This is a genomic window from Polaribacter sp. YIW18, assembly GCF_057219325.1.
On sequence record NZ_JBXVVE010000005.1, the window covers coordinates 175,616 to 190,903 of the forward strand.

Here is a 15,288-nt window from a genome sequence, read left to right on the forward strand (position 1 = left end):
TTTTTCCTTTAACCTAGCGACTGGGCTCGAGGAGATATTTTAATTCTTTATATCCGATTTTCCTCCTGTTTTCTCTATCAATTTTACTTCTTTAATCACCATTTGTTGACTGATACTTTTACACATATCATAAATGGTTAAACAGGTAATATTTACGCCTGTTAAAGCTTCCATTTCTACTCCTGTTTTCCCTTCAATAGTCACTTTACAAAACACCTCTATACATTCATTATCTGCAATATTTATGTTAATATCTACACCATTAATCAACAAAGGATGACACATAGGAATTAGCTCAGAAGTTTTTTTAACACCTTGAATTCCTGCTATAATTGCTGTTTGAAAAACGGGCCCCTTTTTGGTATTTAATTCATTATTTGTAAAATTAGAAATAACCTCTTTTCCTAAAAACATAGTTGCTTTTGCCATAGCAGTTCTTTTGGTAATTTTCTTGTCAGAAACATTTACCATTTTAGGGTTTCCTTTTTTGTTGATGTGGGTAAAATTGCTCATTATCTATATCTTATAATTGGAAAATTCTCACCTTGTTTAAAAAGTGACTTCTCTGTTTTTGGCAACTGAATAAAAGCATCTGCATTTACCAAACTTGCTAAATCTCCAGAACCATTTCCCTGAATGGGTGTTGCTAATAAATGCCCGAATTTATCACTTAATTGTACTTGTAAAAAGTAGGTTAAATTCGGTTTAAAAGTAACATCTTCCTTTAAAATGGCAGTTTCTTCTTGCACTTCTACCCCAACAGATTTGTAATACCATGGATAAAAATACGCTAAACAATTTACAAACGTTGAATTTGGATTCCCTGGAAATGCAAAAATTTTACAATTCTCAGTTTGCCCGAACCAAAATGGTTTTCCTGGTCTTTGTGTTACTTTATGAAATAATTTTTCTACCCCTAATTCTGTAAAAACTTCTGGTAAAAAATCAAATTTTCCTTTGCTAACTGCCCCACTAAAAAGCAACACATCAAATTGTTTTAAATAGTTTACGATTTTTTGTTTTAAAATGGGTTTATCATCTGTAATATGATCTGTTTCTGAAGAAATATTCAATCGCTCTAATAAAGAAACTAAAGTAAACACATTAGATCTTCTAATTTGATGTGGCAAAGGATTTGCTGTAACTTTTACCAATTCATCTCCAGTAGAAATAATTATAACTTTGGGTAGTTTTGCAACTTTTATGTTTGATTTGCCAACGGTTGCTAACACCCCAATTTCTGCTGCAGAAATAACTTTATTTTTGTTGATTAAAACATCTCCAGACTTTCTATCTTTTCCTTTTTGATGAATATTTTGTAATTCTTTAACCTCGTTAACTTGAATTGATGCAACTCCATTTTTGATAACTACATCTTCATATCTAATAACCACATTTGTATTATTGGGCAATACTGCACCTGTCATTACTTCTAAACAGTTTTCTTTGTTTTGTAGTGTAATTTGTGGACTTCCTGCAGGTTGAATTGCTTGAATTTTAAAGGCTCTTTGTCCGTTTTGGAAAACATTAAAATCAATCGCAATACCATCCATAGAAACTCTATTGAATGGTGGAAAATCTCTGTCTGCAACAATATCTTCTTTTAAAATTCTACCTACAGATTTTATAAATGGAATTTCTTCAACTCCAAAATTTTGAGTTGCGTTTAAAATGATATTTTTTGCTTCTTCTACTGAAATCATTGGCTACTGGTTTATAAAATTAAACATTTACACGATTACACTTTTCTAACCTCCAATTGTACTCATACTCTCAGAAACATCGCCTTTTTTACGATTTACTTCTGCTATAAAACCATTTTCTGGTTTTTCTTTTACTAAAGATAAAAAAAGCTCTTTTAAATCGTTGTTACTTGCGCCATTTCTTATAAAATCTCTCAAATTAAAAACGCCATCATCAAACAAACAGTTTTTAAAAGTGCCTGTGCTTGTTATCCGAATTCGGTTGCAATCATTACAAATAGTTCTTGTAAATGCAGGTATTATCCCTACAGTGCCTAGATGATTTTCTATTTTATAATTTCTAGAAGTTGATGATTTTTCTGATTGAATTTCATCAACTATAAACTCGGTTTTTATTTCTTCTAAGATTTTTTTAAACGTCCAATTTTCTTGCATTTCACGTTGGCCTTTTCCGTTAAAAGGCATTTCTTCAATAAAACGAACCGCTACATTTTTATCTTTTGTGAGTCTTACAAAATCTACAATTTCATCGGTATTAAAGCCTGACTGTACTACTACATTCAACTTTAAATTTAAGTTGCTTTTTTCTAGCAATTCAAAAGTTTTATATACTTCTGGAAACACATCTCTTCTGGTTATTTTCAAAAATTTATCTCGTTGTAAACTATCAATACTTAAATTGATGTTTTTTACATTTTTTAGTTGCTCAATTTTATCTAGGTGATGTGAGATTAAAGCGCCATTTGTAGTAATATTAATGGCATCTAACAAATCGTTGTAAGACAACATTTCTAAAAAACCCACAAAATCTTTACGAACAAAAGGTTCGCCACCAGTTAAACGTACTTTTTTAACGCCTAATTCTGTTAAAACACGAATTAAACGATACATTTCTTTAAAGGTGAGTAACTCTTGCCTAGGTACAATTTCTATTCCGTGAGCAGGCATACAATATTGGCAACGCAAATTACAACGATCTGTAACAGCAAGACGAACATATTCTATCTGTCTACCAAAATTGTCTGTTAATTTACTCATTAATTAAGTAGCTTTTTACTAACTAGTCCAAATACAAATGCACCTAAAATTGCACCAATTAAAACTATGAATGCTGGTAAAAAACTATAGCCTAAAAGTGCAAATAATGGGGCTGCACAAGCACCTGATAATGCCCACCCTAAACCAAAAATTGTTCCTCCAAAAAAAGTTCTTTTAAAGTCTTTTTCTTTTTCTTCTATTTTAATTTTATTTCCAGCTTCATCTTTTATAATTCCTTTTTTAAATAATTGCATTAAAAAAAATGAAATTACAACAGCACTTCCAATAATGCCATACATATGAAAAGATTGAAATTTAAACATTTCGTAAATTCTATACCAAGATATAATTTCTGCTTTGCTTAAGACGATTCCGAATAAAATTCCTAAAATTAGTAGTTTGATATTTTTCATTTAAATATTTTTTTAGTTATGATATTTTATAAAATCTTAATTATGGTCTAAAAAATTAAAGGAATTAAAAACCAGGTCATAATTAATCCGCCTACAAAAAAACCAATTGTAGCAATTAAAGAAGGCATTTGTAAACTACTTAAGCCAGTTATAGAGTGCCCAGAAGTACAACCACCTGCATAACGTGACCCAAAACCGATTAAAAAACCAGCACCAATTAAAATTAAAAAACCTTTCACGGATAAGAGTGCTTCTACACTAAATATTTCTTTTGGTAAAAAAGTTTTTCCTCCATCTGCAAAACCTAAACTTGCCATTTCTAGCACTGTATCTGGGTTTAAATTTACAGACTGGTTTGGAGTTAAAAAATTTGCAGCAATAACACCACCTAAAAAGATGCCTGCTGCAAAAAACAAGCGCCATTTTTGTGTTTTTAAATCATTTTTAAAATAGTTTGATAATTTGTTTGCCCCACTTAAAGTACAAAAGGTTTCTAGGGTTGTAGAAACCCCAAATTTTTTACCAAAATAAAACATTAAAAATAGTACAAGTGCTATTAACGGGCCTGCAACATACCAAGGCCAAGGTTGTAATATAAAATCCATAGTTATTTGTTTTTTTGAGTGCTAGAATGCGTTTTACCTAACATTGTTAAATGATTATTTATATAATTCATAATTAATTTTGTGGCACCTAAATTATCTGCAATATATTTTTTGTTAATGGTGCCTGTTAACTTTCTAAAATTTGCATCATTTTTAAGATGCTCTAAATTTTCTGTAAACTCTTGTTGATTTTTAATAGAAATGCAACCTCCGATATTAACCAAATCTACAGCCTCTTTAAATTTTTCGTATTTATAGCCAATCATAACAGGAATACCAAAAGTTGCAGGTTCTAAAATATTATGCAACCCTGTTTTTAAACCTCCACCAACATAAGCCAAATCTGCAGCAGCGTATATTTTGGTTAAAATTCCTATGGTATCAATGATAAATACTTGGGTTTCTTTTAATTCTAAAAATTTATCAACTGAGCTCGAAATAACATCAGAATAAAGAATACTTTTTTTATTAATAGCTTTTTGTAAAGCTTCAATAGAGTCACTTTTAATAGTATGAGGTGCAATGATAAATTTCTCTTTTTCTGAGGCTTTATTATTGATATAATGTACTAATAATTCTTCATCTTCTTGCCAGGTACTACCTGCTACAATCGTGTATTTATTATCTTTAAATGCTGAAATAAAATCTAAATGATTGTCTTGTTTTAAAATTTTAGAAACCCTATCAAAACGAGAATCACCTGCAACTGTAACATTTTTAAAATTGATGGAATTTAGTAATTTTTCTGAATTTACATCTTGCACAAAAAAGTGATGAAAAGCGTTTAAAGATTTTCGCATAAAACCACCATAACTTTTAAAGAACAGTTGTTTTTCTCTTAAAATACCAGATACTAAAATGGTAGGAATCTCCTTATTTTTAAGTTCGTTTAAGAAATTTGGCCAAAATTCATATTTTATAAAAACAGCTAGTTTTGGATTTACTTCTTTGATGAATCTTTTAGCGTTTTTTTTAGTGTCTAATGGTAAATAACAAACTACATCTGCTAATGGATAATCTTTACGAATCTCATACCCTGAAGGCGAGAAAAAAGTAACTACTATTTTATAACTTTTTCCCTTATTTTTAAGTTGTTCTATGATAGGTCTTGCTTGCTCAAATTCGCCTAAAGAAGCTGCATGAAACCAAATAACTTTTTTATTTTTTAAGGTCTCTATTTTAGAAAAAGTTTGCTTTCTACCTTCTACAAAAAGTTTTAATTTTTTACTAAAAATTGCTACAATGGGTAGTAAAATAGAGGTTAAAAAAATTGCAAGGTTGTACAAGAATTTCATGCCTGTAAAAGTACAAAACATATTATTTATAAAAGCAAAAGCCCAAACATTAAAAATGTTTGGGCTTTACTATTTTTTTTAAAACTTAATTTCTTAAGCCTCAAATGGAGTAACAGATACATAAGATCTGTTATTTCTTTTCTTTTCGAATTCTACAATTCCATCAACCTTTGCATGTAAAGTATGATCTTTACCCATGTAAACGTTTTCTCCTGGATTGTGTGTTGTACCTCTTTGACGAACTATAATGTTACCTGCAATTGCAGCTTGTCCTCCAAATATTTTTACTCCAAGTCGTTTCGATTCTGATTCTCTACCGTTTTTCGAACTACCTACTCCTTTTTTATGTGCCATGATAATATGGTTTTAAAATTGAAATTTTTATTTAGTTAAAGCTTCAATTAATTCTGCTTTCTTTAAAGAAGTATATCCTTTGATACCTGCTTCTTTTGCAGCAACTTTTAATTGAGCAACAGTCATAGAACTATAATCTGTTGTTGCAGCTTCTTTTACCTCAGCTTTAGGAGCAACTTCCTTTTTTGGAGCAGCTACCTTTTTAGAAGCAACTTCTTTTTTAGGAGCAGCTTCTTTTTTTGCTGATTTTTTTGCACCGCTTGTAGCAATAGATTCTATCTGAATCTCACTTAAAGCTTGTCTGTGTCCATTTTTCTTTCTGTAACCTTTTCTTCTTTTCTTTTTGAAAACGATTACTTTATCACCTTTTAAGTGACCTAAAATTTTGGCCGTTACTGCGGCTCCTTCTATAGCTGGGGCGCCAATAGATATTGTTCCATTATCATCAGTTAAAAGAACGTTATCAAAAGTTACTTTTGATCCTTCTTCTCCTGGTAAACGATGAACGTATACTTTTTGGTCTTTTGCTACTTTAAACTGCTGCCCTGCTATCTCTACGATTGCGTACATACTATTTGTTTTGCGTATTTATACTTATTAGTTGCATTTATTTAATTAAAATGCGGGTGCAAATATACATTTTTTTTGCAATCCTACAACACTGATTAAAAAAATAATAGCATTAAAATCAGCCAAATAAATACTATTAATTTTCTAGCTTACTAATATTCTTACTATTTTTGAGCAAATCAAAAAATATGTTTCCAAATTGTAACAAATACATTTTGGTGGCGTCAAATAAATAAACAAGTATTAATTAAATAAAAAATAAATGAAAAAAAGTATTTTAACTCTTGCTTTTGCTGTGTTAATTGCATTGTCTGCAAATGCACAGAAAGTAGAATTTGAGGAGTATGATTTAGATAATGGTATGCATGTAATTTTGCACAAAGACACTTCTGCACCAGTAGTTGTAACCTCTGTAATGTATCATGTTGGTGCAAAAGACGAGCAATCGGATAGAACTGGAATGGCTCACTTTTTTGAACACCTTCTTTTTGAAGGAACTAAAAATATTAAAAAAGGAGAATGGTTTAAAATAGTTTCCTCCAATGGTGGTAGAAATAATGCAAATACTACAGACGATAGAACGTATTATTATGAGATTTTCCCATCTAACAAATTAGAATTAGGTTTGTGGATGGAGTCTGAGCGTTTGTTACACCCAATTATCAAACAAGAGGGTGTAGATACACAGAATGAAGTTGTAAAAGAAGAAAAAAGGTTACGTGTAGACAATCAACCTTATTCTCGTTTTTTAGAATATGTTAAAGAAAACATCTTTAAAAAACATCCTTATAAAGGGACTACTATTGGTAAAATGGAGCATTTAGATGCTGCCACTCTAGATGAATTTTTAGCTTTTAATAAAAAGTTTTATGTACCAAACAACGCAACTTTAGTTGTTGCTGGAGATATAGATTTTACTACCACAAAAAAAATGGTAGAAGATTATTTTGGTCCAATACCAAGAGGTGCAGAGGTTACAAAGAACTTCCCTAAAGAAGATCCTATTGCAGAGCCAATGACGGCTAAAGGATATGACCCAAATATTCAAATACCAGCAATTATGGCTGCTTATAGAACACCTTCTATGAAAACTAGAGACTCTAGAGTTTTAGATATGATTTCTTCTTATTTAAGTTCTGGTAGAAGTTCTGTTTTGTACAAAAAATTAGTAGATGATAAAAAAATGGCATTGCAAGCAGGTGCAATTAACGCGAGTCAAGAGGATTATGGAACTTATATTTTATATGGTTTACCACAAGGTGAAACTAAATTAGCAGATATTATAAAAGAAATCGACGAAGAAATTGTAAAGATGCAAACAGATTTAATTTCAGAAAGAGATTATCAAAAATTACAAAATCAGTTCGAAAATAATTTTGTAAACTCTAATTCTAGTGTAGAAGGTATTGCAAACTCTTTGGCACGTTACAATGTTTTGTATGGTGATACAAATCTAATAAACACAGAGATTGATATTTTTAGATCTATTACTAGAGAAGAAATAAGAGATGTTGCAAAAAAATATTTAAATCCTAATCAGAGATTAACGTTAGAATATTTACCAAAAGAAAAATAAAATCGATTACTGATTTATAACACAAAGACATAAATTATGAAAACAAAAATAATATATTTTATAACACTATGTATGCTGTCTTTAACTGTACAGGCACAAATAGATAGAAGTAAAATGCCAGAAGCTGGTCCAGATCCTGTAATAAAATTAGGAAAACCAAAAACTTTTACCTTAAAAAATGGTTTAAAAGTAATTATGGTAGAAAACAACAAACTACCAAGAGCTTCTGCAAGTTTAACTATAGACAATAAACCTTATTTAGAAGGTGAAATTGCTGGAGTTTCTAGCATGATGGGTAGTTTATTGGGAAGAGGAACTTCTAATATTACTAAAGATGAGTTTAATGAAAAAGTAGACTTTTTAGGAGCTAACGTTTCTTTTTTTAGTTCTGGTGCTTTTGCATCTTCTCTAAAAAAATATTTCCCAGAAATCTTAGAGTTAATGGCAGATGGTGTAAAAAATTCTCAATTTACAAAAGAAGAGTTTGATAAAGAGGTGCAAGTTACTTTAGATGGCTTAAAATCTAGCGAAAAAAGTGTAACTGCTGCAGCTAGGCGCGTAGAAAATGTATTAACATATGGTAGAAATCATCCTTTGGGAGAATTTACATCTAAAGAAAGTGTAAAAAAAATTACCTTAAAAGACATTAAAAACAACTACAATACTTATTACAGACCCAACAATGCGTATTTAGTAATTGAAGGGGATATTGATACCAAAAAAATAAAAAAATTAGTAAAATCTCTATTTGCAGATTGGGAAAAAGGAACAATTCCTGCGTACACTATGCCAGTAACCAAAAATGTTGCTACTACAGAAATTAATTTTGTAAATATGGACAATGCTGTTCAATCTGAAATTGCAATTATTAACAATGTCGATTTAACTTTAGGAGATAAAGATTACTATGCTGCTTTAATAGCTAACAACATACTTGGTGGTGGTGGTACTGCACGTTTATTTATGAATTTACGAGAAGATAAAGGATACACTTATGGCTCTTATTCTAGTTTAAGACAAAGCAGATATGCTGGTACTTTTAGAGCAACTGCTAGTGTTAGAAATATGGTTACAGATAGTTCTGTGGTAGAATTACAAAAAGAAATTAACAGAATACGTTACCAAAAAGTTACTGCAGAAGAATTAGAAAATTCTAAAGAAGAATATATTGGTGGTTTTGTAATGGATGTTCAAAAACCAAGAACGGTAGCTAATTTTGCATTAAATATTGCACGTTACAACTTACCAAAAGATTTTTATGCAAACTACATAAAAAATATAAAAGCCGTAACTTTAGACGATGTACAAAATGCTGCAATTAAATACTTTAGAGGAGATAAAGCAAGAATTGTAGTTACAGGAAAGGGAATTGAAGTTCTTAAAAATCTTGAAAAAACAGATTATATAATTAATTATTTTGACAAAGAAGGAAACCCAACAGAAAAACCTGCAATGACAATGCCAATTCCTGAAGGAATGACCGCTGAAACTGTAGTAAATAAGTATTTTGAAGCCATTGGTGGTAAAGACAAAGTTATGGCTGTAAAAACTAAGATGACTTTAGCAAACGCAACCATTCAAGGTACTCCAATTGTTATGACTACAAAGGCTGCAGAACCAAACAAAACATCTTTAGTTATTTCTGTAATGGGAAACACAATGCAGAAAATGGTTTTTAATGGCGAAAACGGTTATCAAGAAGCTAGAGGACAAAAAATAGACATGCAACCAGCACAAATTGCAGAAGCTAAAGCGTCTAATACATTGTTTAGCGACTTACATTACAATGCAGGAGAATTGCTGAGAATAGAGCCAATTGAAGGTGAAAATGCTATCGTTTTAAAATATAACGATACAGAAATTTTTTATGATATGGCTTCTGGTTTAAAAATAAAGGAAGTTAAAATAACAAAAACTCCTGATGGAAAAGAGGGGAAAACACCAACCAACTTTTCTGATTATAAAGAAGTAAGTGGAATTCTGTTTCCACATACTATTTCAACCAAAATGGGACCAATAGACCTAAATCTTACTGTGAAAGAAATAAAAGTAAATGAAGGGGTTTCTGATGTTGATTTTGAATAATCAAAATTAGAAATCAAAATAAATACAGAGAGTCAAAAATTAATTTTTGGCTCTTTTTTTGTTTTTAATTTTTAAAAAATAAACTTTGATCTTTGAACGTTGAACTTAAAATTACTTCTTCTTATTTACCAAATAAACACCCACCAAAATAATTACACCCGAAAATATCTGAATTAAACTTAGCTTTTCGCCATCTAAAAGACCCCAAAAAATAGCCACTAAAGGAATTAAATAAGTTACAGAAGATGAAAAAACAGGATCTGAAATATGTACTAACTTATTATAAATAGTTTTTGCTATTCCTGTACCAACCACAGAGAGAATTACTAAATATCCTAAAGACTGCATTAAAACTTTATTTTGAAAATGAAAAGTGGTAAAAAAATCTGTAAAAAATAGTACCATAAATGCTGGTACAAGCAACAATAAAAAATTACCTGTTACGATAGATAATGCATTTAAATCGTACAAATACTTTTTAACCATGTTGGCATTTAAAGCATAACCAAAAGAGGCAATAATAATTAATACAGCATACCAATAATTCTGATTTGGATTTAATTCAGCTCCTTTTAAAATCAAAATTAAAGTCCCTACCAAACCAATTAAAATACCTAATAACTGATTTCTTTTAAATGCAAAACCAAATAATATGGCTCCAAAAATAAGTGTAAAAAATGGTGTTAAAGAATTTAAAATAGAAACAATAGAACTATCTATAGTTGTAATGGCAAAAGCAAACAAAAAACCAGGTATAAACGTTCCTGTAAGCGAAGTATAGAAGATATATTTATAATGCTTTTTTTGAATTTTCTTTAACGATCTTGGTGCAACAGAAAGCAAAAAAATGGCTGTAAACAACATTCTTAAAGCACCTAATTGTATGGGAGTTACGCCTAACAATGCTTTTTTCATCAAGATAAAAGAACTACCCCAAACCAATGAAAGTAAGATAAGGTATAGCCATTTTTGCTGTTGCTTGTTCATAAATTTTATTCTAACTGCAAAAATGTTACAATTATTGAAATATAAAGGCGATTATTAATAAATTTGCAATATAATTTAATCACTAAATATTATGATGTCAAAAAAAATATTTTACGCTTTTGCAATTGCCTTGTTTGTAATAACAGCTTGCAAAGAAAACAAAACAGTTAAAAAAGAAAGTGTAGCTCTTGCTATTTCTGGTATGACTTGTGAAATTGGTTGTGCAAAAACCATTCAATCTAAATTATCTAAAAAAGAAGGTGTTTTAGACGCTAAAGTTATTTTTACAGATAGTATTGCCAATATTGAATTTGATGCTAATACAACCTCTAAAAAGGATTTAATTGCATTTGTAGAGGGTATTGCAGGTGGAGATATGTATAAAGCTTTAGAAAGTTCTAAAGTAACTTCTACTTCAACTAAAACAGCTCATGCTTGTACTGAAGATTGTAAAAAAGATTGCGAAAACAAAATGGCTTCTAAAAAAGAATGTAAAGAAGACTGTAAAATGGCTTGTTGCGCTACAGAAGGCACAAAATAAGTTTTTATTAAAAGCAAAAAAAGCAGGCTTAAAGCCTGCTTATTTAATTAAATTTAATTCTTAAAACTGGTAACCTGTCCAAGCGAATACAGTAGCATCTGCACCACCAGTTGTTCCTGCAGAAAGATTTATTGTAGCTCCACCAGATGTTGTATTTTTAACATCTGTAATATCTAAACCGTTAGCAGTATTAGCAACAGCTGTTACTGAAGTAGCATCAGTTGAATCTGTTTTACTATCTTGTAAATCGATCACATCACCAAAAATAGCTCCAGCACCTAATGCTAAATATGCATTTGTAATTGTTGCAGTAGCATCTCTTCTTACTTTGATACCATCAGACATTTCTACACCATCTGCATTATTAATAATAGTTACACCATTAACTGTAAAGTTAGATTCGTTAATATCAGAAGGTGAATTACCATCTAAATTACCATCTGCTTCAATACCTCTTGGGTCAGAAGTTACAGCAGTATAGCCATTCTCTCTTATACCATATAAGTTTGTACAAGTACCTGCATAACCTTGAGAAAAATCGAACATATCATCTTTAGCATTTACTACTAATATGTTTTCAGTATTTACAGTTCCACCAAAAAACTCAATTGCATCATCATCACCATAAAAAATAGCGATGTTAGAAATTGTTGTTCCTGTGCCTACTCCATTTAAAGTTAAACCATTGTGTTCTGCTTCATCATCAATTCTTGCTCCAGAATATTCTATAATTACATAGTCTAAAATCCCTGAATCATCAGCAGCATCTGAGCCACCAAAGAAAATACCATTGTTTACTTCTGTTGCAGCATTACTATCTGTTCCAGTTTGACGACTTATAGGTGCATTGCCGTTAATGATAATACCACCCCAATCTCCAGGTTTAGGAACAGTTGCATTAGATGTAAATTTTATTGGATTATCAGCAGAACCGTCAGCAATAATTTTACCTCCTCTTTCTACTAGAATATAAACATCTGTACCACCTGCTAAAGCATTTATAGTTGTACCAGCTTCTATAGTTAATGTTGATCCAGATTTTACTAATAATGTACCAATTAAGTTATGTGCAACTCCAGATCTTAACGTTAAATCTGTTGTTAAGTTACCAGCTAAATTTTGAGAAGTAACTTGTCCACCATTATTTCCAGTTCCAATGTTATCATCATCACTTAAAGAACATCCTGTAAATATTAAAGCAGAAATGGTTACGATTGTTAAAATTGTTTTTTTCATTTTTTTTTAATTTGATTAGATTTTATTGTTATTATCTGCAACAAAGCTAATTTTGTACTGTTTTATTTATTTTATCTAAATCTTAAAGAATTGTTATGGTTTCTGTTACTTTATTAGAAATTATACGTAAACCCTAAACTAAGGTTAACACCTTTTTTATAATTTCTTAACACAACATTATCTCCTCCATTAAAACCTGCTCTTGTTAATTGGAAATCAGGATTTAATAAATTTGTTGCTTTTAGTTTTACACTATAATTTTTATTAAATTGATAAGAGGAAACTAAATCTAAAGTTGGAATTCCTTTTTCTAATACATTTTCAAACCCTCTTGTTCCTACAGAGTAAACTCTTTCACTGAAATAATTAAATACTAACGAAGAGATTAAAGTGTTATCGTTAATTTTTTTATTTAAAGAAATATCTGCATTTAATAAGAAAGGTGTAGCACCTTCTAAATCACTTGTTGCGTTTGTAAATTGAGCTACAGAACCACTATCTAAATTTACATTTGATACTAAGAAAGATGTATTTAAACCTGCAAAAACTTCTAAATCTTGTTCTTCTTTTTCAACAACTTTTCTTCTTGCCTCTAGTTCAATACCATACACACTAGCATCATTACCAACATTCAAATAAGTAAGTGTATTACCTCCAGATGGTATTTCACTTCTAGAAATTGGGTCTTTTATAAATTTATAAAATCCTGTAAATGTAATTAATTCTGATGATGAGAAATAATACTCGTATTTAGCATCTAAATTATAAGTATCAGAGGGTTTTAAATTAGCATTACCCTGACTTGAAAAAGTAACATCTTGATATTTAAAAGGTGCTGTTTCTTTAAACTGAGGGAATGTATAGGTCTGACTACCTGCTAATCTAAAAATACTATTTTCATTAAAGTTATACTTTATATTAAAACTTGGTAGAACATAAATTCTATCTAAAAAAGAGGGTCCTTCTACAGAAGATTGTGCAATGTTTGTATTAAAAGTAACTCTTTGTTGAATTTTCTCAAATCTTAATCCAGCTGAAGCTATTAAATTATCACTTATCTGATAAACGGCATTACCAAAAGCACCAAATATTTGTCTTTTACCTCTATATGTAAAAGGTACAAAAGCATTTGGATTACTTCCATTACCTCTACCAGTTTCTAATTCGAAAATATTATTATCAATAGAAGATTGGTTAAAAACAGCATCTGGATTTTCGATATCTATTGCTACCCTTGTAGAAAAATCATGATTAAAAATTGTTGCAGAAAATAAACGTTCTGTATATCTATAATCTCCACCAAATTCTAAAACACTAATATCTTCTTCATCGTCTTTTAATTTATAACTAAATTTTCCTTTAGCAGCATAATCATTTTCTTCTAATTTAGAATAGAAACGTTCATTTTCTCCTGCAGAACTAGTTTGTGGACTATAAAAATCGTCTCTTAATAAATATTTATTTGTTCTTCTATCTGGCTCATTTCCTCTAATAAAGTTTAAAGAAACCTTTGCTTCAAAATTGAATCTATCAGAAAATTTGTAGTTTGCTAAAAACTGGTTTACATAGACCTCATTATTATTTGTTTGTTGTCTTCTTTGAAACTCCAAATCGCCATCTTGTTCTGGATTTACTTCTCCAAAATAATCTCCAATAGACTGTTTATTGTTATGAATAAATAAGTGGTTGTAGGCAATGCTATGACCGGCATCAAACTTATATTTTAAGTTTGCCATTACTACTTGAGAAACATTGTATTCGTATTTAGAAAAATCTTGATCCTGAAAAATAGCTCCTGCACTTGTAGTTTGTTTAATATTACCTTCTAAGAAGTTATAACCGGCATCAAAAGCACCAACAACAAAAAAGCTAAAACTATCATCTTTAATGTCATACTTTTTTCCTCCAGCAAAAGAGAAGCTATTATTCATTTGAAAGTTTTGACTGTTTGGCTTGAAAGAATTTCCAAAAGAATAGTTTCCTAAATCATTTACTGGTATAGATAAATTTTGAGTTCCAAACCTGTTGGTACCATCAATTGTTAAAAATTCTTTTGATACTGATTGTGTATTTATACCTGCAGAAACACCAACATTTAATAAACTTTTTTTAATTAATTCTTTTGATACAATATCTACATTTGCACCACCAACATCACCAGCAATTTCAGAAGTAAACACCTTGTTAATACCTATGTTTTTAATGATACTTGTATCAAAAAAATCTAAAGAAATATTTTTGTATTCAGGGTCATCAGAAGGTAATGGTAAACCATTTAAGGTTGTAGAGTTGTATCTGTCTCCTAAACCTCTAACAACAATATTTTTAGAACCTTTAGAAACACCTGCTGTCTTTGTAACAGCACCCTCAGCATCAGAAACACCTTTTACAGATAATTCTTGAGCTCCTATACTTGTTTTAATAGAAACTGCTTTCTTTTGCTCTAAAATTAAAGCACTTGTTTTTTCTTTACTTGTAGAAGATTTTACAACAATCTCATCTAAAGAAACACCTTCTGATGCAGACATTAATTGGTTAATTACAATTGTTTCATCAGCTTTTATGGTAAACGTTTTTTCTATGGTTTTATACCCTAAAAAACTAAATTGTACTACATGTGTACCTGCTGGTACTTTAATAGAATAGTTACCATCAAAATCTGTAGTAGCACCAATTGTGGTACCTTTTATAACTACGTTTGCAAAAGGTAATGGCTCATTATTGGTTTCTTTATCTGTTAATAAACCTTTTAAAGTACCCTTGTTTTGCGCTGTTAAAACTTGACTTAATGCTACTAAAGCAATAAATAGAATTTTCTTCATTTTTATGTTTTATTTACTGGGCCAAAAGTCTATTAATTTTGTAAAGTCTATGTTAGTTGTAAA

14 protein-coding genes are annotated in these 15,288 nt (G+C 30.1%); 3 read left to right on the top strand and 11 right to left on the bottom strand.

Annotated features, from left to right (window positions below):
• Positions 1-39 precede the first annotated feature (39 nt).
• The 8 genes from moaC to rplU form a co-directional block, all read right to left on the bottom strand.
• Entirely contained in the window at positions 40-513 is a 474-nt protein-coding gene (moaC, locus tag AC2D6T_RS07235; protein ID WP_484681022.1) for a cyclic pyranopterin monophosphate synthase MoaC, read from the bottom strand.
• Positions 513-1,703, bottom strand: a complete 1,191-nt coding sequence (locus AC2D6T_RS07240) for a molybdopterin molybdotransferase MoeA (RefSeq protein WP_484681023.1) — start codon at positions 1,701-1,703, stop codon at positions 513-515. Before AC2D6T_RS07240 ends, moaC begins: the two co-directional genes overlap by 1 nt.
• Positions 1,704-1,748: 45 nt before the next feature.
• A complete protein-coding gene (gene moaA, locus AC2D6T_RS07245) occupies positions 1,749-2,741 on the bottom strand; it encodes a GTP 3',8-cyclase MoaA (protein WP_484681024.1) in 993 nt (330 codons plus the stop codon).
• Positions 2,741-3,154, bottom strand: a complete 414-nt coding sequence (locus AC2D6T_RS07250; RefSeq protein WP_347186903.1) for a YeeE/YedE thiosulfate transporter family protein — start codon at positions 3,152-3,154, stop codon at positions 2,741-2,743. Before AC2D6T_RS07250 ends, moaA begins: the two co-directional genes overlap by 1 nt.
• A gap of 47 nt (positions 3,155-3,201) precedes the next feature.
• Entirely contained in the window at positions 3,202-3,759 is a 558-nt protein-coding gene (locus AC2D6T_RS07255; RefSeq protein ID WP_347186904.1) for a YeeE/YedE family protein, read from the bottom strand.
• Positions 3,760-3,761: 2 nt separating this feature from the next.
• Complete coding sequence (locus AC2D6T_RS07260; RefSeq protein WP_484681063.1) at positions 3,762-5,054, bottom strand: 3-deoxy-D-manno-octulosonic acid transferase; 1,293 nt, start codon at positions 5,052-5,054, stop codon at positions 3,762-3,764.
• A gap of 93 nt (positions 5,055-5,147) precedes the next feature.
• The gene (gene rpmA, locus AC2D6T_RS07265) at positions 5,148-5,408 is read right to left on the bottom strand and encodes a 50S ribosomal protein L27 (protein ID WP_298949498.1); all 261 of its coding nucleotides are present in this window, start codon (positions 5,406-5,408) and stop codon (positions 5,148-5,150) included.
• Between the two features lie 27 nt (positions 5,409-5,435).
• Positions 5,436-5,978 carry a 50S ribosomal protein L21 gene (rplU, locus tag AC2D6T_RS07270; protein ID WP_298949497.1) on the bottom strand — a complete coding sequence of 181 codons (543 nt, stop codon included), beginning with the start codon at positions 5,976-5,978 and terminating at the stop codon, positions 5,436-5,438.
• Between the two features lie 262 nt (positions 5,979-6,240).
• Between rplU and AC2D6T_RS07275 the strand changes: the two genes are divergently transcribed.
• Both AC2D6T_RS07275 and AC2D6T_RS07280 read left to right on the top strand, forming a co-directional pair.
• Positions 6,241-7,554: a M16 family metallopeptidase gene (locus AC2D6T_RS07275; protein WP_438988761.1), complete on the top strand. Its 1,314-nt coding sequence runs from the start codon at positions 6,241-6,243 to the stop codon at positions 7,552-7,554.
• A gap of 36 nt (positions 7,555-7,590) precedes the next feature.
• A complete protein-coding gene (locus AC2D6T_RS07280; protein ID WP_484681025.1) occupies positions 7,591-9,639 on the top strand; it encodes a M16 family metallopeptidase in 2,049 nt (682 codons plus the stop codon).
• 111 nt (positions 9,640-9,750) lie between these two features.
• Here the strand turns inward: AC2D6T_RS07280 and AC2D6T_RS07285 are convergent, their stop codons facing one another.
• Positions 9,751-10,626 (bottom strand): DMT family transporter, encoded by an 876-nt coding sequence (locus tag AC2D6T_RS07285; RefSeq protein WP_484681026.1) that lies wholly within the window; start codon positions 10,624-10,626, stop codon positions 9,751-9,753.
• A 91-nt stretch (positions 10,627-10,717) separates the two neighbouring features.
• Between AC2D6T_RS07285 and AC2D6T_RS07290 the strand changes: the two genes are divergently transcribed.
• A complete protein-coding gene (locus AC2D6T_RS07290; RefSeq protein ID WP_484681027.1) occupies positions 10,718-11,167 on the top strand; it encodes a cation transporter in 450 nt (149 codons plus the stop codon).
• A gap of 60 nt (positions 11,168-11,227) precedes the next feature.
• Here AC2D6T_RS07290 and AC2D6T_RS07295 read toward each other — a convergent pair whose 3' ends face one another.
• Both AC2D6T_RS07295 and AC2D6T_RS07300 read right to left on the bottom strand, forming a co-directional pair.
• Entirely contained in the window at positions 11,228-12,403 is a 1,176-nt protein-coding gene (locus AC2D6T_RS07295) for a hypothetical protein (protein ID WP_484681028.1), read from the bottom strand.
• A gap of 113 nt (positions 12,404-12,516) precedes the next feature.
• Positions 12,517-15,225, bottom strand: coding sequence for a TonB-dependent receptor (locus AC2D6T_RS07300; protein WP_484681029.1), 2,709 nt, complete (start codon positions 15,223-15,225; stop codon positions 12,517-12,519).
• Between the last annotated feature and the right edge of the window lie 63 nt (positions 15,226-15,288).

Coding starts and splice junctions, on each gene's coding strand:
- moaC (WP_484681022.1), bottom strand. CDS start 513: ATGAGCAATTTTACCCACATCAACAAAAAAGGAAACCCTAAAATGGTA.
- AC2D6T_RS07240 (WP_484681023.1), bottom strand. CDS start 1,703: ATGATTTCAGTAGAAGAAGCAAAAAATATCATTTTAAACGCAACTCAA.
- moaA (WP_484681024.1), bottom strand. CDS start 2,741: ATGAGTAAATTAACAGACAATTTTGGTAGACAGATAGAATATGTTCGT.
- AC2D6T_RS07250 (WP_347186903.1), bottom strand. CDS start 3,154: ATGAAAAATATCAAACTACTAATTTTAGGAATTTTATTCGGAATCGTC.
- AC2D6T_RS07255 (WP_347186904.1), bottom strand. CDS start 3,759: ATGGATTTTATATTACAACCTTGGCCTTGGTATGTTGCAGGCCCGTTA.
- AC2D6T_RS07260 (WP_484681063.1), bottom strand. CDS start 5,054: ATGAAATTCTTGTACAACCTTGCAATTTTTTTAACCTCTATTTTACTA.
- rpmA (WP_298949498.1), bottom strand. CDS start 5,408: ATGGCACATAAAAAAGGAGTAGGTAGTTCGAAAAACGGTAGAGAATCA.
- rplU (WP_298949497.1), bottom strand. CDS start 5,978: ATGTACGCAATCGTAGAGATAGCAGGGCAGCAGTTTAAAGTAGCAAAA.
- AC2D6T_RS07275 (WP_438988761.1), top strand. CDS start 6,241: ATGAAAAAAAGTATTTTAACTCTTGCTTTTGCTGTGTTAATTGCATTG.
- AC2D6T_RS07280 (WP_484681025.1), top strand. CDS start 7,591: ATGAAAACAAAAATAATATATTTTATAACACTATGTATGCTGTCTTTA.
- AC2D6T_RS07285 (WP_484681026.1), bottom strand. CDS start 10,626: ATGAACAAGCAACAGCAAAAATGGCTATACCTTATCTTACTTTCATTG.
- AC2D6T_RS07290 (WP_484681027.1), top strand. CDS start 10,718: ATGATGTCAAAAAAAATATTTTACGCTTTTGCAATTGCCTTGTTTGTA.
- AC2D6T_RS07295 (WP_484681028.1), bottom strand. CDS start 12,403: ATGAAAAAAACAATTTTAACAATCGTAACCATTTCTGCTTTAATATTT.
- AC2D6T_RS07300 (WP_484681029.1), bottom strand. CDS start 15,225: ATGAAGAAAATTCTATTTATTGCTTTAGTAGCATTAAGTCAAGTTTTA.